Source organism: Tepidibacillus infernus, assembly GCF_048898065.1.
Lineage (GTDB): Bacteria > Bacillota > Bacilli > Tepidibacillales > Tepidibacillaceae > Tepidibacillus_B > Tepidibacillus_B infernus.
This window is the reverse complement of record NZ_JBLWFI010000001.1, coordinates 1,449,075-1,466,319: the sequence shown is the minus strand read 5'-3', so window position 1 is coordinate 1,466,319 and position 17,245 is coordinate 1,449,075. Positions and strand designations below refer to the sequence as shown.

The 17,245-nt window shown below is 35.4% G+C and carries 16 protein-coding genes and 1 other annotated feature; of the genes, 5 read left to right on the top strand and 11 right to left on the bottom strand.

What is annotated here, in order from left to right; genetic code table 11:
• Positions 1–80 precede the first annotated feature (80 nt).
• From TEPIDINF_RS07390 to TEPIDINF_RS07350, 9 genes are all read right to left on the bottom strand, one after another.
• Positions 81–353: a hypothetical protein gene (locus TEPIDINF_RS07390; RefSeq protein ID WP_069799284.1), complete on the bottom strand. Its 273-nt coding sequence runs from the start codon at positions 351–353 to the stop codon at positions 81–83.
• 92 nt (positions 354–445) lie between these two features.
• The gene (locus tag TEPIDINF_RS07385) at positions 446–1,675 is read right to left on the bottom strand and encodes an MFS transporter (RefSeq protein WP_421692154.1); all 1,230 of its coding nucleotides are present in this window, start codon (positions 1,673–1,675) and stop codon (positions 446–448) included.
• Positions 1,676–1,837: 162 nt separating this feature from the next.
• Positions 1,838–3,280 (bottom strand): proline--tRNA ligase, encoded by a 1,443-nt coding sequence (gene proS, locus TEPIDINF_RS07380; protein ID WP_421691660.1) that lies wholly within the window; start codon positions 3,278–3,280, stop codon positions 1,838–1,840.
• A gap of 47 nt (positions 3,281–3,327) precedes the next feature.
• Positions 3,328–3,538, bottom strand: a binding site (T-box leader).
• Positions 3,539–3,624: 86 nt separating this feature from the next.
• Positions 3,625–4,233, bottom strand: coding sequence for a hypothetical protein (locus TEPIDINF_RS07375; RefSeq protein WP_421691659.1), 609 nt, complete (start codon positions 4,231–4,233; stop codon positions 3,625–3,627).
• A gap of 253 nt (positions 4,234–4,486) precedes the next feature.
• A complete protein-coding gene (locus TEPIDINF_RS07370) occupies positions 4,487–6,037 on the bottom strand; it encodes an NAD(P)/FAD-dependent oxidoreductase (RefSeq protein WP_421691658.1) in 1,551 nt (516 codons plus the stop codon).
• A 299-nt stretch (positions 6,038–6,336) separates the two neighbouring features.
• A complete protein-coding gene (locus TEPIDINF_RS07365) occupies positions 6,337–6,894 on the bottom strand; it encodes a flavodoxin family protein (protein WP_421691657.1) in 558 nt (185 codons plus the stop codon).
• A 148-nt stretch (positions 6,895–7,042) separates the two neighbouring features.
• The gene (locus tag TEPIDINF_RS07360) at positions 7,043–7,903 is read right to left on the bottom strand and encodes a 2-oxoacid:ferredoxin oxidoreductase subunit beta (protein WP_068725249.1); all 861 of its coding nucleotides are present in this window, start codon (positions 7,901–7,903) and stop codon (positions 7,043–7,045) included.
• Between the two features lies 1 nt (position 7,904).
• Positions 7,905–9,650, bottom strand: a complete 1,746-nt coding sequence (locus TEPIDINF_RS07355) for a 2-oxoacid:acceptor oxidoreductase subunit alpha (RefSeq protein WP_068725247.1) — start codon at positions 9,648–9,650, stop codon at positions 7,905–7,907.
• A 281-nt stretch (positions 9,651–9,931) separates the two neighbouring features.
• A complete protein-coding gene (locus tag TEPIDINF_RS07350; protein ID WP_068725245.1) occupies positions 9,932–10,132 on the bottom strand; it encodes a cold-shock protein in 201 nt (66 codons plus the stop codon).
• Between the two features lie 278 nt (positions 10,133–10,410).
• On the opposite strand from TEPIDINF_RS07350, the gene nfsA reads away from it, so the two are divergent.
• Both nfsA and TEPIDINF_RS07340 read left to right on the top strand, forming a co-directional pair.
• Positions 10,411–11,148, top strand: a complete 738-nt coding sequence (nfsA, locus tag TEPIDINF_RS07345) for an oxygen-insensitive NADPH nitroreductase (RefSeq protein WP_421691656.1) — start codon at positions 10,411–10,413, stop codon at positions 11,146–11,148.
• A gap of 15 nt (positions 11,149–11,163) precedes the next feature.
• Positions 11,164–11,640 carry a DUF456 domain-containing protein gene (locus TEPIDINF_RS07340; RefSeq protein WP_082732450.1) on the top strand — a complete coding sequence of 159 codons (477 nt, stop codon included), beginning with the start codon at positions 11,164–11,166 and terminating at the stop codon, positions 11,638–11,640.
• 212 nt (positions 11,641–11,852) lie between these two features.
• Here TEPIDINF_RS07340 and TEPIDINF_RS07335 read toward each other — a convergent pair whose 3' ends face one another.
• Positions 11,853–11,999 carry a hypothetical protein gene (locus TEPIDINF_RS07335; protein ID WP_421691655.1) on the bottom strand — a complete coding sequence of 49 codons (147 nt, stop codon included), beginning with the start codon at positions 11,997–11,999 and terminating at the stop codon, positions 11,853–11,855.
• Positions 12,000–12,078: 79 nt separating this feature from the next.
• Complete coding sequence (locus tag TEPIDINF_RS07330; RefSeq protein WP_421691654.1) at positions 12,079–12,615, bottom strand: hypothetical protein; 537 nt, start codon at positions 12,613–12,615, stop codon at positions 12,079–12,081.
• 166 nt (positions 12,616–12,781) lie between these two features.
• On the opposite strand from TEPIDINF_RS07330, the gene TEPIDINF_RS07325 reads away from it, so the two are divergent.
• From TEPIDINF_RS07325 to TEPIDINF_RS07315, 3 genes are all read left to right on the top strand, one after another.
• Complete coding sequence (locus TEPIDINF_RS07325) at positions 12,782–13,399, top strand: peroxiredoxin family protein (RefSeq protein ID WP_421691653.1); 618 nt, start codon at positions 12,782–12,784, stop codon at positions 13,397–13,399.
• Positions 13,400–13,555: 156 nt separating this feature from the next.
• On the top strand, positions 13,556–15,238 hold the full coding sequence (acsA, locus tag TEPIDINF_RS07320) for an acetate--CoA ligase (protein WP_421691652.1): 1,683 nt from the start codon (positions 13,556–13,558) through the stop codon (positions 15,236–15,238).
• A gap of 114 nt (positions 15,239–15,352) precedes the next feature.
• Positions 15,353–17,182: a sigma-54-dependent Fis family transcriptional regulator gene (locus tag TEPIDINF_RS07315; RefSeq protein ID WP_421691651.1), complete on the top strand. Its 1,830-nt coding sequence runs from the start codon at positions 15,353–15,355 to the stop codon at positions 17,180–17,182.
• Positions 17,183–17,245: the final 63 nt, after the last annotated feature.

Here is a 17,245-nt window from a genome sequence, read left to right as displayed (position 1 = left end):
GTTACACCCCCATATACTGTTCAGGGATAGGATATTCACCTAGAAAAGCAGGAGTGTGCCTATTTTTTGGGAAGTGTTTTTTAATTTTCTTCCAATTGGATTTTTTTCCCTCCTACCGATAAATAGGCATAAATATCAGCCTCTGACTTTACCTTTTTTAGCCCTCCTAAGTAAGGCTTAATCAGATCCTTAAAATCTCCTTCAACCCCACCTTCTTCAAGGTTTCCATGAACGTAAATTTTGTTTTGGTTGAAAATGATGGTTACAAATCCCACCGCTTTTTGGTTTTGGTCTACGATATTTAAAATTTGGGTATCTTGTGCAATCAATTCTGGGGAGAAATAGATTTGCAAAATATTTTCCTCCTTTTTCTATTGCAAGTTTATTGGGAGTTTGTATATTCCATAAGCAGCGACTTTTGGTAGTGTATTTCTTACCTTATTTTTTATTCAAAATGAATTTTTAATTTTTGAAACAAGCTTTCAATCTCTTCTGATGAAGGGGATTGTGGTTTTACATGAATCATGGCCAAAGATAAAATAGCAACGATGAATGTTAAACCTGCTGTACTTAAAAACATCCCTGTTCTTGACCATTCCATCAACCAACCAAAAACTGGAGGGCCAAAAGCAACTCCTAAGAAGCGAACTGATCCATATAAAGAGGTAACGAACCCTCTTCTTGTTTTTTCCACAGAACCTGTAATAAAGCTATTTAAACAGGGGAGAACCATTCCGGTACCAACGCTGCTGATCACTAATACAGCAATAAAAGGGATGAGTTTTGTGAAAAAGATAAGCGTAGCAAAAGAAATCGTCATTAAAATTAATCCGATAACAATTAAAGATTTCATCAGATAAAATTTTTTCTTAATTTTGCTACCTGTGATATATGCTGTCGTCATCATAAATAATAAGGGGATAGCAAGAATGAGACCTTTAATAACCCCATCAATATGATATTTTTTTTCCAAAGTGTTCGATAAATAAAAAAGGATTCCAAACAATGTGAAAAGACCTGTAGCACCTGCTAGGTAGGTAACAAATAGCCATCTTCCTTCATGTTTAAAGACAGAAAATAATCCTTTTACATACTGTCCTAAAGGAGGAGGAGGTTGTTTTTTGGGATTTTCTCTAATGAAAATCCAGGTTAATAGAATAGAAACAGAGCAAAATGCCGGGAAAGCCCAAAAAACGGCATACCAGGAAATTAAAGCTAATAAGGAACCGACAATAGGGGATAGAACCTTTCCAAATCCATTGGAAGCTTCTACAAGGCCAAGTACTTTGCTCTGTGCCCCACCTTTAAACAAATCACCTGTTAATGCCATGGCAATTGGAGCCGTTCCAGCTGCACCAATGCCTTGTAAAGCGCGTCCCATTACTATCCAAAAAAATGGCTTAGTAAACCAAGCTGCCGCAGCTCCAGCTAAAAATCCACCCAATCCATAAAGAAATAAAGCCGGTAAGATAATTGTTTTTCTAGAAAGTCGGTCAGATAGATAACCTAAGATGGGTATTGTAATCGCTGCCGCTATAGAAAAAACGGTAATTGTCAAGCTGACTTGAAATTGGGATAAGTCCAATTCTGATTTCATTTTCGGTAATATGGGAATTAACATAGAATTGCCTAAAGTCATAATAAGAGGAATGGACCCAATGGCTAAAACGGTCATTCCAGTTGGTTTTTGGGAGGACAAGTTTAAAACACATCCTTCATTCTTAGTTGAAGCACGATACTATTTTTTCAAAGATACTAGAAAAATATTCTTTAAAATAGATGAAAATCCTATATAAAAACAAGAACCTGACAATTCGTTTGTCAGGTTCTTTTCATGTTAATAAGCACGGGCAAACATAACAGTAGTGGTACTTTCTTTTCCACAGCACACACATTTTCCGCTACCTTCTCTTTGTTTAAATGGGATATTACGAGCCGTTGCTCCGGTTTCTTCTTTTATTTTATCTAAACAAGCGATATCCTCACACCACCAGCTTTGCATAAAGCCTTTTTCTTTTAGCAATTGTTCTTTCATTTCCTCAATGCTATTTACTTCAAAAGTATGAGTTTCCATAAATGCTTTTGCTTTATTAAACATATCTTCTTGAATTTGATCTAACTTAATTTTAATCGTTTCAACAATATTAGCAAGAGGAAGAAACTCTTTTTCACCAGTGTCCCTTCTTGCTAAAACAAATTGTCCTTTCTCCATATCTTTAGGGCCTAGTTCGATTCGGATTGGTACGCCACGCATTTCATACTCATTGAATTTCCATCCAGGTGTATATTCTTCACGGTCGTCTACTTTTACGCGTACACCTTGTTGTTTTAATTGTTGGGCTATTTCTTGAGCTTTTATTTTTACTCCCTCTTTATCACCACGAAGGATTGGTACGATAACCACTTGAAAAGGTGCGACACGAGGAGGTAAAGCAAGACCACGGTCATCACTATGGGTCATAATCAGGCCACCGATCATTCGAGTCGAAGATCCCCATGAGGTTTGGTAAACATATTGTAACGTATTGTTTTGGTCGGAAAATTGAATCTCAAATACTTTAGAGAAATTTTGGCCTAAATTATGTGAAGTACCAGCTTGTAATGCTTTACCGTCACTCATTAAAGCCTCAATACTATAAGTATGATCAGCACCAGCAAACTTTTCATTTTCAGTTTTCTTACCAACGATAACAGGCATAGCAAGGACTTCTTCAACAAAAGATCGATATACTTCTAACATTGTTAACGCTTCTTCTTCTGCTTCTTCATTTGTAGAATGAGCAGTATGACCTTCTTGCCATAAGAATTCAGATGTACGTAAAAATGGTTTCGTACTTTTCTCCCAGCGCATCACATTAGCCCATTGGTTTAATTTCATAGGTAGATCACGATAAGATTGAATCCATTGGCTCATCATCGAGCAGATAATGGTTTCAGAGGTTGGACGAACCACAAGGCGTTCCTCTAAAGGCTCATTTCCGCCTTGAGTAACCCATGCAACTTCCGGTGCAAAACCTTCAACGTGACTCATTTCTTTTTGTAAATAGGATTCAGGGATTAAGAGTGGGAAATAGGCATTATCATGTCCAGTTTCTTTAATTCTAGAGTCAAGTTCCTTTTGCATATTTTCCCAAATGGCATAACCATATGGTTTAATTACCATTGTTCCTTTGACAGGACCGTAATCCATTAAATCTGCCTTTTTCACAATATCTAAATACCAGCGGGAATAATCTTCTTCTTTACTCTGGATTTCTTTAACAAACTTTTTGTCTTCCATTTCTAACGCTCCTTTTTTAATGGTAAAAAATAAGGAGCCATTTCATCCTAAAGGACGAAAGACTCCGTGGTACCACCTTTATTAACACATAGAAAAAATCATATGTGTTCACTCAACCCTTGTAACGTAAGGGGAACGATCAGTTCCTCACAGATTTCTCGGGAATGGGTTCTGTTTGTAGATTGGAAGAACTTGCAGCCAAGGTTCTTCTCTCTATAGCAATCGAAACAAACATACTAGTTCCTTCATCGAATTGCATTTATTAGGTTAATTGTTATTTTATTATAACGATTGAAAATAAAAAGTCAAGTATACAAGAAAATATAGTTTTTAGTTTATTTAGGTTATTTTGCAGTAAGTAATGAAACAAAGTCTTTAAATTTATAAATTTGTTTATCATGTTCAATTAGTTTAGCTTCAAGGTATTTAAGATCTTCTTTTGTAGTCATATTTTCCATGATATGATTAACGTTTGCGGATAGCTCTAAAATAGCAAGTTTTAGTGCATCAAAGTCTTCTTTTGTCGCCATTTTCTCAAGATCTTTCTTTGTAGCCATAGATTGTCTGATGGACTCAAGTTCGTCTTTGGTAGCCATGGATTGTCTGATGGACTCAAGTTCGTCTTTAGTGGCCATAGATTGTCTGATGGAATCAAGTTCGTCTTTAGTGGCCATAGATTGTCTGATGGAATCAAGTTCGTCTTTAGTGGCCATGGATTGTCTGATGGAATCAAGTTCGTCTTTAGTGGCCATGGATTGTCTGATGGAATCAAGTTCGTCTTTGGTAGCCATAGATTGACGGATTGCATTTAGTTCGTCTTTCGTAGTTAGTCTGAAAGATTCAAATTCAACCTTAGTAGCTTGTTTGAAAGATTCAAGTTCTTCTTTAGTGGCCATGGATTGCTTAACTTCTTTTAATTCGTTAAGGATTTGAAATAAAATTTCTTCGTTCATTCGTAAACACCCCATCTTAAGATTATTACGAACATGTATTTTTCAAAAATGTAACTGAATAAGCTTGTACAACTCTTAACAAAAATCGATCAAAAAATTAGCTATATAACTATATTGTACCTTAGAAGATGATAAAATGGAAGTAAAACCGATTGGGAATATATGTTCGTATGCGAAAATTATACAGCTTAACGGGTGTTCTGTCAACAGAGAAAATCCACTTCAAAAGAGAAGTGGACTTAACGAACGATGCTTATTTTTGTTTTAATATATCCCTTGCCACAACGACACCACAAGCGCTTGCTTGGGCAAGGCCTCTTGTAACACCTGCTCCGTCGCCACCGACATACAAGCCTTTAATTTCTGTTTCAAATGTATTCTTTAGCTTTGGTCGAGCTGAATAAAATTTTGCTTCAACTCCATATAAAAGTGTATGCTCACTTGCAAAACCAGGTGAAACTTTATCTAATGCTTCAATCATTTCAATGAGACTCGTTACCGTGCGATGGGGAAGAACCAGTGCTAAATCACCTGGAATGGCTGTTTTTAAGGTTGGTTCAATAAATCCTTTTTTCATTCGTTTTTCTGTTGAGCGTCTGCCTTTCTTAAGATCGCCGAAACGCTGAACAATCACATTCCCATTACTTAACATATTGGCCAAACGAGAAATATATTTGGCATATTGAATCGGTTCGTTGAATGGCTCTGTAAAATGATGGGAAACAAGCAAGGCTAAATTAGTATTAAATTGCTTTTCGTAATCTTCTTTAAAAGCATGGCCATTTACAGTCATCACACCACTATGATTTTCAATCACTACACGACCTGAAGGGTTTGAACAAAAGGTTCGGACAGTATTATTAAAAGTAGGGGTGTTATAAATGAGTTTTGCTTCATACAGATGTTCATTGATATCTGTCATCACCGTATTAGGCACTTCCACTCGAACACCAATGTCTACTTGGTTATTGGTTAGAGTAAGACCTTGTTCTTTCAAAAGATTGGCTAACCATTCACTTCCATCTCTTCCTGGAGCAATAAAGACGTGATCGGAAAAAAGAATTTCATCGTTTTCTAAAACTATACCTTTCATCTGTTGATTTTCAACGATGATTTCTTTTACTTTTGTACGATGTCGAATCTCTAATCGATCTTTTAAATATTCATAGATTCGAGTTAAGATCTTTAAATTTTCTTCGGTCCCCAAGTGGCGGACTTTTGCTTTTAATAGTTTCATACCCACTGATGTGGCCCTTTGTTCAATTTCATGAATTTTTTTTAAAGAATAAAGTTCTTTTTTCTTTGCTTTTAATTGTTTTTTTTGTTCTAACGTTGTATCTTCGTCGATTAATATTTCTAATTCATCAATTTCATGTTCCAATGCTTTTATCGTTTCCGAAACTTGCAAACTACCATGTGTTTCTTCCGTAGCACCAAAAGAAAGATTGATTTGATCCACATATTCAATCAGATCTAGTAACTCAGCGGAAGGAATATAATCTCCCATCCAGCCACCAAAATCCGTGGTGATGTTAAACTTTCCATCGGAAAATGCACCTGAGCCACCCCATCCTCCTGTAAGGGCACAGGTTGGGTAACAGCTTTGATATTCAAATCTTTTAGTTGTCGGGCATTCCGTTAAAATTCCTTTATGAATAGGACATGAACGATGATAGATATCTTGTCCTTTGTCTATGAGAATCACTTTTAATTCTGGATTTAACTTGGTTAATTCATAGCTTGCAGAAATTCCAGCTGGTCCAGCACCAACAAGGATTACATCATAATAATTTTGTGTGTTCATCTTTATCACCCTCATTCCTGAATTTCCATTCATAATGATAACATAGAATAGCTAAAATACAAACAATATTTTTTAATATTTATTTAATGTTCGTATTTTAATTGATGTGTACATTGTTTCTATATCATATTTTTGTTAATTTGGACAAATTGTCGAACTAAGGGGGGGATAAAGTTCTAAGTGAAAAGCTAAAACATCAATCCTACAAGTTCATCGGATTCAAGGTTCTCTATGACATTATTAAAAAATATTAAAATAGAGTGCTCTATTCCCAATTGAATGAGCACTCTTTCATGTTCCTACTCCAAATCCTTCTTTATTTTTTTCCCTAATTGTTTTGCGGCTAATATTGAGTCCTCATCTTCCAAAACCTCTTTTGGCTTGACTCCTTTTCCGATCACGTAACCAGCAAACTCCATTTGTAAAAATTGTGCAATCAATTGAAATTGTTGAACAAGAGGTAACCCAGTTAGAGGGGAAGCTGGTCCACCTACGATCAACACATACATTTTCTTTCCTTTCATGATTTCTTTAAAATCATATTCCTTACTACGTAAACTTTCAGTCCACCGATCAATAAAGTTTTTTAAATGTCCAGACATTCCATACCAATATAATGGGGTAACAAAGAGTACAGCCTGATGACCTAGCATTTTTTGAGCAATCTCTTCATAATCATCTTCTACAGGTTGAAAGCGTTCTTCTGAATGTCTTTTATCTACGATTGGTTTAATATGATAATCCATTAGATAAATCTCATGGTAATCTTCTTTATTTAATTCTTGTAATAATACTTTGGTCAAGGATTCTGAATTTCCATTTTTTCGTGAGCTCCCATAAAGGGTAAGAAGTTTCATTTTGGTTAGCCTCCCTAAATCCTATTTTAAATAATAATGTATGCTAGAAAAAAGGAAATATGAATAACATAAAAATAAAGGGCTAGGATTTTTTCTAGCCCTTAAACGAAAAAGAAAGTAATAACACTCTTCTAATTATATATATTTTTTACGCAAATTGTTTTTCAATTTCTTCTAATATGGAAACGTCAAGACTTAGATCTTGTTTTGTTATTGCGATTTCTGGGAAATCTGGTGTTAATTCTTGGAATGTTGGACGATCTTCTTTAAAGAGGATTCCTGTTATTAAGCCGTTTGTTTCACGAACTTTTTGAATGGCTTGCATACGGTCAGTTGGATCATAGTTTTCAAATGAAGAAACATCCACCAAGTTTTCTTTGTAATAATCATAAGTGTTCACCTTATTAAAGGTTACACATGGACTATATACGTTAACTAATGCAAAGCCTTTATGTTGTAAAGCTGCCTTCATGATTTCATTTAGGCCTTTAATATCCCCAGAGAAGCCTTGAGCCAAGAAGGTAACACCATTCACTAATGCTGTTTCTAATGGATGAACAGGGCTTTCAACACTTCCCTTTGGAGAAGATTTTGTTTTAAAGCCTTGGGCAGAAGTTGGACTTGTTTGACCTTTTGTTAAACCATAAATATTGTTATCCATGACGATATATGTCATGTTCACATTACGGCGTACAGCATGAACGAAATGGCCAACACCAATTCCGTAACCATCACCATCTCCACCTGCTGCGATCACTTTTACATCTTTATTTCCAATGGCAGCACCTTGAGCAATGGGTAAGGAACGACCATGTAGGGTATGGAATCCGTATGCACGGGTATATTCTGAAATTTTACCAGAGCAACCAATACCACTAATGATTGCAATATCATGTGGTTCCATGCCTAAGTCGACAGCAGCTTTTTGAACGCCTGCCATCACACTGAAATGGCCGCAACCAGGACACCATGTTGGTTGATCTCCACGAAAATCTTTCATAGTAGCCATATTATTTTACCTCCTTAGCCATTATTGCATTGATTTGGTCAACAACTTCTTTTAATGTAAATGGATTACCATCGTATTTTACAATGCTTCCTAATTCTTTACCTGTATTACATTCCATTTGAATTAGACGTTTTAGCTGTCCAGTATAGTTATTTTCAATCACAACCACTTTCTTTGCAGCTAAAATATAGTCTGTTAAAGATGTATCAAATGGTGTAAGGCGTTTGATATGGGTGTGGGTTACTTTTAACCCTTGTTTTTCTAAAGATTTTTTTGCTTCTTGAAGAACACCAAATGTTGAGCCAAACCCAATGATCAATAGATCTGAATCTTTTGTGCCATCTACACTAAACCCTTGATCAGTAAGAGTTGCGAGTTTACCTAAACGTTTTTTCATCATGTTGACACGGTTTGTTGTATCCTCATCAATATGGCCGGTTTGGTTATGTTCATTGGAGTTTGCTGTATGAACACCACCTTTTTGACCAGGAATAGATCGGTTTGAAATCCCATCTTCTGTTACTTCATAACGCAAGAAATAACGATCCTCATTTTGAGCGACTTCTTCATCTGAAAGCAACTTACCACGGTTGATTTGAATTTTGGAGAAATCTAACTTATTCACTGTTTGATTAAATAGGGATAAATATAAGTCCATCGCTAAGATGACAGGGCATTGATACTCTTCCGCATAGTTAAAGGCTTGTGCTGTCATATAAAAAGCTTCTTCGACAGTCGAAGGCGCTAATACAATACGAGGAATCTCTCCGTGTCCTGCATTGATCATCGTATTTAAGTCAGCTTGTTCATATTTGGTTGGTAGACCAGTTCCAGGACCCCCGCGTTGAGTATTCATAATCACTAGTGGGGTTTCGGAGATACCTGCTAAACCTAGTGCCTCTGTTTTTAGGGAAAAACCTGGTCCAGAAGTAGAGGTCATTGCTCGTACACCAGAATATGCAGCACCAATCGCCATGGTAATTCCTGCAATTTCATCCTCTGCTTGTACAACAGTCCCACCCACTCGTGGTAATTCTTTCTTTAACCATTCCATTACTTCAGAAGCTGGAGTAATAGGATAAGCAGATAGGAAACGACATCCACCTGCTAAAGCACCAAATCCAACTGCAGCATTACCGATCATTAAGCTACGACTTATTTGTTGCTCAGGTTTTTCTAATTGAATCACAGATAATTTGCCAGCTTTAATGAATTCTTTTGCTTTTTTGTGGCCTGCACGAACCGCGTTTTTGTTCATGCTGATGATCTCTTCACCTTTTTTACTAAATTTGTCTTCAATTAATGAATCAAAAAGATCTTCGTCTAAACCAAACAATGCGGCAGATGCACCAAGTGAAACCATGTTACGAACGATTTTCCCGCCAATTTCTTCAGCCATTTGTGTAAGCGGTAATATAAAGGTGGTAATATGGTTATTTTTCTCGACAGTTTCTTCTTTTCCATCACGAAGAATAATTGAACCTTCACTCATCACTTCGAGGTTATTGTCGATTGTTTCTTGGTCAAGTGCCAATAATACATCAGTATAATCACCATGATAATAAGCTGGTTCAGTGGTAACACGAATCTGATAGTGGGTATAACCACCTTTAATACGAGAAGCAAAATGCTTATTGGATGAAATAAAATAACCTTTTCGTGCCAATGCTAAGGCAAAGATTTCACCAGTACTGTCAATACCTTCACCTTGTTGGCCGCCAACTTTCCAAACAACTTCATTTCGCATAATAATACTCCTTCCCATTTCAAATATAACAGTTTTAACAATTCCTGAATAAACAGGTGTTAAAATAATTTAAAACTATAGTATATTAGCAAAACAAGCCTATAAAACAGTTGTGGAAAATATAATACTACAGTTTATTTATTACTATTATAACGTTAAAAATAGTAAAAATAAATATAAAAAATACTTTTGTCTGTGTATTTTTAACGATAAAAAAAAGCCCCTAGTTTACTAGGGACTAAGTTCGTTTAGAAACGAATATATGAACGAGAAGATCTCGCTTATAATTTTTCTACATTAGCAGCTTGTGGACCGCGTGCACCTTCAACGATTTCAAATCTAACTCTTTGGCCTTCATTTAATGTTTTGAATCCTTCGCCTTGGATTGCGGAGAAGTGTACGAATACATCGTTTCCACCTTCAACTTGAATAAATCCATAGCCTTTCTCAGAATTAAACCATTTAACTGTTCCTTCTTGCATAAAAAATACCTCCTAAATTCGCGTTACAACGCTTACCTTTTGCCATTATTCAATATGGATGATAAGAAATAAAAAAACGAATTTACACAAAAGATGTAAGACGAATAATACGTAATACATCAAATTGTAAATCCGTTCATTATTCAAATCTTACGAACACATATGTAATAATGGTGGGACTATAATAACATGAATTTTTTAAATTGTCAATCGTAATTGAATTTTACTATTTAAATAGTTAAAATGAGGTAAGATTATTAACAATAAGGAGCGGTACAATGAATCAAGTGATCGAAATCATGAAAAACCATCGAAGTATTCGTAACTATTCGGATCAAGAAGTAGAACAGAAAAAAGTTGAAGCGATTCTTTCTGCTGCACAGCTGGCTTCTACCTCCAACTTTATCCAAGCTTATAGTGTGGTTCAAGTCACAGATCAAGAAAAAAGGAAGCAATTGGCTCACTTTAGTGGGGATCAAACCTATGTTGAACAGGCTCCAGTATTTCTCGTATTTTGTGCAGATCTTTTTCGCTTACAACTAGTTGTAAAAAAGGAAAAGATTGAGCCAGATTTCTCAACATTGGAGAGCCTTTTGCTAACGACGATCGATACAGCTTTGTTTGCCCAAAATGTGATGCTTGCAGCTGAATCCTTTGGTCTTGGTGGTGTTTACATTGGTGCAATTCGTAATCAACCTCAGGAAGTGAGTGCAATTCTTGAGCTTCCTGAACTGGTGGTTCCGTTGTTTGGTATGTGCCTTGGCTATCCCAAAGAACCCGTACCAGAACAAAAGGAACGTTTACCCCTATCTGTGATTCTTCATCAAAATAGCTACAATAAAAATCAGCTGGATGTGATTAAACAGTATGATCAAAAAATAGAAGCATACTATGTAAAAAGAACAGATGGAAAAAGAAATGATAATTGGTCGAAGATGATGGCAAGATTATTTTCGAAACCTTTAAGAAATTATTTACGTAGATTTATACAAGGTAAAGGGTTTAACATGGAATAAGGGGGAATCGTTTTGATGTTAATTTGGTGGATATTAATTATCCTGTCTTTTCTAATTAGTTTTATTGGGATTGTTATGCCAGTGATCCCGGGCGTTCCGTTTATTTGGTTAGGGTTTGCAATCTACCATTACGCTATTTCCCCTTTGGTAGGTTGGCAATTTTGGCTCACGATGCTTCTATTCTCTGCTTTAATTTTTATTGTGGACTTTGTAGCAAGTGGCTCTTGGGTCAAGAAACGTGGGGGTTCGAGACAAGGGGCCTGGGCAGCAGTTTTAGGAATGATTATTGGCCCTTTGTTGATTGGACCTTTAGGGGTGATCATTGGTCCATTTGTTCTAGTGATCACAGTTGAAATGATGAGAGGGGTTCAATTTAAAAAAGCAATTCAAATCGGTACCGCTTCTTTAATCGGTTTATTAGGCGGAAGCATTGCAAAGGTTATTTTACAAATGGTGATGATTGTCCTTTTCATCTTTCGTGTGATCGACTAAGTGCGATTAAATATATGTTGAATTCACTAAGTCTAGTCATTGTTGGTTTATTCTTATTTCCTATTGTATTTCTTTTTTTCTTAAAAAGGAATCGCAAAAGACAAAGAAAGGAATTCCAAAAAAAGGAATTCCTTTCTTTAAATTTTAACGGAACCCCACAAAAGTAATCAAAATACGCTTCGAAGGAGGTCGTCACTTTTGTGGGTGTTTTTTTAATCTTTTGTTAGTGATTCCATTTCATTTACAAAAGCTTCTTCATCGTCACTTGTTGCTGTATGCCAGTGTTGTTGTTCTGAGGTTACTTTAGAGGTAACGCTAGGACCCATTTGTTGTTGCTGCTTTTTATCCTTCTTAGTCATTTTAGATCCTCCCTATTACAATTAGAATTACCTGACTCAAAAAGTCATTATTCTTAGTATGTTCTAGATTTTAAGGAATTCACTTGGTATATATTGGTTCCTGTTTAAACAGCTTTGGTTCGGAGATGATGGTTATTACAAATGTATGTTGAAATAGATCGATCAACAAACGAAAGATCGATGGCTTTAAATAGGCTTGAAAATAAAGATGAAAGGTGCTTGAAAATTCTTTTGTGCATTCATCTATGGCTAAATTTAAAATTTCTTGAAAGTTATTTTTTTGTTCTTGGAAAATATAATGAGCTAATTTCTCTCTTTCTTCTTTTGTATACTGTGTATAAAAATCATTGTTTGCAAAACCTTCTTTAATCGTATCAAGTGCAATTGAACAGGAAAAACCAGCGATTTTTCGAATAAATGAATGAAAATCTTCTTCGTATTTAAATAGCTCTTCCATGGTTACTTGGAGGGGAGGAAGACGATTAAATACAACTTCAACTTCAAGAATAGCTGTCAAAACAAATGGAAACAAAATATCATGATGCTTGTGATATCGCAATAGATATTTTTTTTCATGTAACATCGCATTTGCTAATGATTGATATGATAACCCCATTGTTTTCACTTCCTTAATTATAATCATACTAGACAAGGAATAAACTGTCACCAAAAGATGAAAAATAATTAAACATGCTTTTAATTAAAAAGGAATATCATGAAAAGCAAATGAATAGTTAATCATGAGATATTAAATGGTCAGATCAGCAAATGGAGGTACGAAAATGAAAGTTCAGAAGTTATGGTTAATCGTGGGATTACTATTAGGGGTAAGTTTGTTACTTACTGTGACTCTTAATCCACCCACTTTTACAAGCCAAAAAGAAAGTACAACATCGAACGAACTTGCGGGTTCTGAAAAAATGGATACACCGGTAATACACCTAGACGAAGAATCTCCAGAACAAACGGTTGGAATCAATCGGTGGAATAAAGCACCTGATTTTACATTGACTGATGAACAAGGACGAGAAATCTCCTTGTCGCAATTTGCTGGGAAAAAAGTATTGTTAAATTTTTGGGCTTCTTGGTGCCCGCCTTGTAAAAAGGAAATGCCTGATCTGATCCGTATTTATGAAAAAAATAAAGATCAAAATGTAGTTGTTTTGGGGGTTAACGTAACGACTGAAGAAAAGAGCATTGATGATGCAATACTATATATGAAAGAAGCCGGAATTTCCTTTCCCGTTGTCTATGACGTAGAGGGTGAAGTTACAGAACTTTATCGAATTCAAGGGTATCCAACCAGTTATTTTATTGACACAAATGGTGTAATTCAACAAAAAGTGCTAGGTGCAATCGTTTATGATGATGTAGAGACGATTTTAAGGGATATGAATTAACAAGTAATGGGATAAGCTGGGCAGGAAAAGCCCAGTTTTTTAATGTCTACTATTATTTAATGAATTTTTAGAATTTTTAGAAAAAACTATTGAAAGTCTGTTATATAACAATTATAATGACTTTATAACAATAACGTATCAAAGGAGGACATCGATATGAAAAATGCGAATATAGGTAATTATGAAGAAACATATCATCGTTTTCAGTGGACAGATGCAGAAAACCACTTTACTTGGGCAAAAACAGACAAAGTGAATATTGTGTATGAAGCGATTGATCGCCATGTGGAGGAAGGAAAAGGAGATCATCCTGCTATCTTATATTGGGATGGGCAAAGGGAAGAAACGTATACTTTTGCAGATTTAAAACAACTTTCTTCTCAATTTGCAAATGGATTAAAAAATTATGGCATACAACAAGGAGATCGTGTATTTCTTTTCATGCCACGCAGTCCTGAATTGATGATTTCTTTACTTGGAATTATTCGAATTGGGGCGATTGCTGGTCCCTTATTTGAAGCATTCATGGAGGAGGCGGTCAAAGATCGATTATTAGATAGTGGTGCTGTAGCAATTGTGACGACACACCAGCTTCTTTCTAGGATACCAATTCATGAATTACATGAACTTAAATATGTGATTTTAGTCGGTAGTGAAGAGGTAGAATCACCTAATCAAGTATTATATCAAGATCTAATGAATCATTCTCAGGAATATACGATTGAATGGGTTAGCCGAGAAACACCAATGCTGATTCATTATACTTCTGGGTCAACGGGAAAACCAAAAGGGGTTTTGCAGGTACATGATGCGATGTTACACCAATATATGGCAGGAAAATGGGTATATGATTTAAAAGAGACTGATATCTATTGGTGTACTGCAGATCCCGGCTGGGTAACGGGAACATCTGCAGGAATATTTTCTCCGTGGTTAAATGGTGTTCCAATTGTTGTCCGAGGTGGGAGATTTAGTGTAGATGATTGGTATAAAACGATTGAAAAATATCAGGTTACGGTTTGGTTTAGTGCACCTACGGCATTTCGGATGTTAATGCGGGAAGGAAATGAGATTCCAAGAAGGTATGATCTTTCTACATTAAGGCATATTTTATCAGCAGGGGAGCCCTTAAATGCCGAAGTGATTCGTTGGGGTGAAGAAGTGTTTCAGCAACCAATCTATGATAATTGGTGGATGACAGAAACAGGAGCATCGATTTGTGCCAATTACAAGACAATCCCTATTCGACCAGGATCAATGGGAAAACCAATACCTGGCATACGTTTAGCAATTGTGGATGACAAAGGAAAAGAATTACCACCCTATGAAATGGGGAATTTAGCGATAAAAAAACCATGGCCTGCGATGTTAAGAACGATCTGGAACAATCCAGAAAGATATCAAGAGTATTTTATTAACGATTGGTTCATCTCAGGTGATAAAGCTTATCGAGATAAGGATGGCTATTTTTGGTTTCAAGGAAGAAAGGACGATGTGATCAACACCTCAGGTGAACGAGTAGGCCCATTTGAAGTAGAAAGTAAGCTGATCGAGCACTGGGCTGTTGCTGAAGCAGGAGTCATCGGGATTCCTGATGAGCTTAGAGGGGAAGTAGTTAAAGCATTTATTACTGTTAAAAATGGAGTCGTTCCCACAGAAAAACTAAAAGAAGAAATTCGTCAATTTGTAAAAGAAAATCTGGCTGCACATGCGGCACCAAGACAAATTGAGTTTATTGATACACTCCCCAAAACAAGGTCAGGAAAAATTATGCGCCGAGTATTAAAAGCATGGGAATTAGGATTACCCCCAGGCGATTTATCAACAATGGAAGTTTAGATTTTATTACCGTCCCTAAATAAGGACGGTTTTTCTCTTTACTCCTTTTATTTTTAGAAAACAATGGATATAATAATGTTGTCGTATTTTGCAACAATCTAAAGGAGAAGAGAAATGAAGATTAAAGTAAAAGTAATTGCGCCTTATGAGGGTTTGAGAGATCTCGTGTTAGACTTAGCCAAAGAACATGAAGATTTAGTGGTAAATGCAGAAGTTGGTGATTTGAGAAAAGGGCTTGAAATTGCCAAAAGAGCAGAAAGGGAAGGATATGATCTATTAATAAGTAGGGGGGGGACTGCGACACTTATTAGGGCAAACGTAATGATACCTATGGTTGAAATCCCGGTTTCTGGTTATGATATTTTGCGTTCTTTTACACTAATAAAAGATTATAAAGGGAAGGTTGGGATTATTGGTTTCTCAAATACTACTGAAGGGGCAGCTTCAATAAGTACTCTATTGGATTTTGATATTTCTAGATTTACCGTTTATCATGAATCGGAAGTTGAAGGTGCAATTCGTCAAGCGATAGATAATGGGATTGAGATAGTACTTGGTGATGTAATTACGGTTCATGTCGCTAGTAAAATGGGGCTTCAGGGTATACTCATTACTTCAGGTCAAGAGTCGGTAAGAGAAGCTTTGGAAAATGTTCATAAAGTATATGAAATTGTTAAAAGGAAAGAAGTAGAAAGAAAACAATTAGAATATCTCATAGAGCATGATGATAGAGGTATATTGTTAACTGATGATGAATATAACATCATCTATATGAATCAAATTGCAAAATCACTTTTTAATACACTGGAAATTGGTAACAAACTAACTTTTCCTGATTCAAAGTTTGAATTTGATCAAAATAAGGATCTTTTTTTAATTAAAATTGGAGAGAACCTGACGAAAATTGTTGTAAATAAAAAGAAAATAATGATTGAGGGAAAGACAAAGTTCGTTTACTATTTTATAAATTATCCAAGATTAGAACATATTTGGATAGAATTAAACAAACACAAGGTTAAAAAAATGATTAAAAAAGATGGTTTAGCAAACTTTGGGCAATTTATTAAGTCAAGTCAATCTATGAACGATTTAGTTGAACAAGCAAAATATTATGCATCTAAAAAAGAACCTGTATGGATAACAGGAGAAAAAGGAACTGGAAAAGATATGTTAGCTGAGTCCATTCACCAAGCTAGTTCATTTTTTAAAGGAATTTTTCTCTCCTATTCTTTTTATGATAATGAATCTGACAAATTTGAGGAGTATTTATCAAACGCTGGGCATTCATCTAATTTATTTGAGTTAGTCCAAGGAGGCACGTTATATTTAGAGGGAGTAGAAGTTATTCCTGAAAAAATATATCACCTCATCATAAAGGGATATCAAAAATGGCCTAATCTTAAAGTTATTTTATCTTCCCAAATTACAATACAAGAGTTTATTAAAAAGAGTGATGAAGCGGAACGGTTTTGCCACTTCTTTTCCCCTTTTGTACTATCTATACCTCCACTGAGAGAGAGAATCAATGATATACCAGATTTAGTCCGCCTTTTTCTTGCAAAATATAATACGAAATATGGGAAACAAGTTGTTGGGATTAAATCTGATGCTTTGGAAATTTTAAAAGAATACCCCTGGCCTCATAATGTTCAAGAATTAGATAAAATAATTGAAGAAGTAATCTTTCGTGTAAAAGGTTATTATATTGAGGAAAAAGACCTTCTTTTTCTGAAACAAAGATATAAGGATTCCGTTGTTCAAAAATCAGATAAAGAGAATATTTATCTACCTCCAAATATGACTCTAGAAGAAATGGAATTTAATATTATTATGCAAGTCTTAAAAGAAGAAGATATGAATCAATCAAAAGCGGCAAAAAGATTAGGAATTAATCGGACTACACTATGGAGAAAAATAAAAAGTAAAATGAGTGATAATATATAAGTATATGTTTTAAAATGCAACATATCGTTGCATTTTTTATTTTTGGAGATTTATTTTTTCAAA

What these genes read in the sequence shown, in the direction of transcription:
- TEPIDINF_RS07385 (WP_421692154.1), bottom strand. Translation starts at nt 1,675, where the DNA reads ATGACCGTTTTAGCCATTGGGTCCATTCCTCTTATTATGACTTTAGGC.
- proS (WP_421691660.1), bottom strand. Translation starts at nt 3,280, where the DNA reads ATGGAAGACAAAAAGTTTGTTAAAGAAATCCAGAGTAAAGAAGAAGAT.
- TEPIDINF_RS07375 (WP_421691659.1), bottom strand. Translation starts at nt 4,233, where the DNA reads ATGAACGAAGAAATTTTATTTCAAATCCTTAACGAATTAAAAGAAGTT.
- TEPIDINF_RS07370 (WP_421691658.1), bottom strand. Translation starts at nt 6,037, where the DNA reads ATGAACACACAAAATTATTATGATGTAATCCTTGTTGGTGCTGGACCA.
- TEPIDINF_RS07365 (WP_421691657.1), bottom strand. Translation starts at nt 6,894, where the DNA reads ATGAAACTTCTTACCCTTTATGGGAGCTCACGAAAAAATGGAAATTCA.
- TEPIDINF_RS07360 (WP_068725249.1), bottom strand. Translation starts at nt 7,903, where the DNA reads ATGGCTACTATGAAAGATTTTCGTGGAGATCAACCAACATGGTGTCCT.
- TEPIDINF_RS07355 (WP_068725247.1), bottom strand. Translation starts at nt 9,650, where the DNA reads ATGCGAAATGAAGTTGTTTGGAAAGTTGGCGGCCAACAAGGTGAAGGT.
- TEPIDINF_RS07350 (WP_068725245.1), bottom strand. Translation starts at nt 10,132, where the DNA reads ATGCAAGAAGGAACAGTTAAATGGTTTAATTCTGAGAAAGGCTATGGA.
- nfsA (WP_421691656.1), top strand. Translation starts at nt 10,411, where the DNA reads ATGAATCAAGTGATCGAAATCATGAAAAACCATCGAAGTATTCGTAAC.
- TEPIDINF_RS07340 (WP_082732450.1), top strand. Translation starts at nt 11,164, where the DNA reads ATGTTAATTTGGTGGATATTAATTATCCTGTCTTTTCTAATTAGTTTT.
- TEPIDINF_RS07335 (WP_421691655.1), bottom strand. Translation starts at nt 11,999, where the DNA reads ATGACTAAGAAGGATAAAAAGCAGCAACAACAAATGGGTCCTAGCGTT.
- TEPIDINF_RS07330 (WP_421691654.1), bottom strand. Translation starts at nt 12,615, where the DNA reads ATGGGGTTATCATATCAATCATTAGCAAATGCGATGTTACATGAAAAA.
- TEPIDINF_RS07325 (WP_421691653.1), top strand. Translation starts at nt 12,782, where the DNA reads ATGAAAGTTCAGAAGTTATGGTTAATCGTGGGATTACTATTAGGGGTA.
- acsA (WP_421691652.1), top strand. Translation starts at nt 13,556, where the DNA reads ATGAAAAATGCGAATATAGGTAATTATGAAGAAACATATCATCGTTTT.
- TEPIDINF_RS07315 (WP_421691651.1), top strand. Translation starts at nt 15,353, where the DNA reads ATGAAGATTAAAGTAAAAGTAATTGCGCCTTATGAGGGTTTGAGAGAT.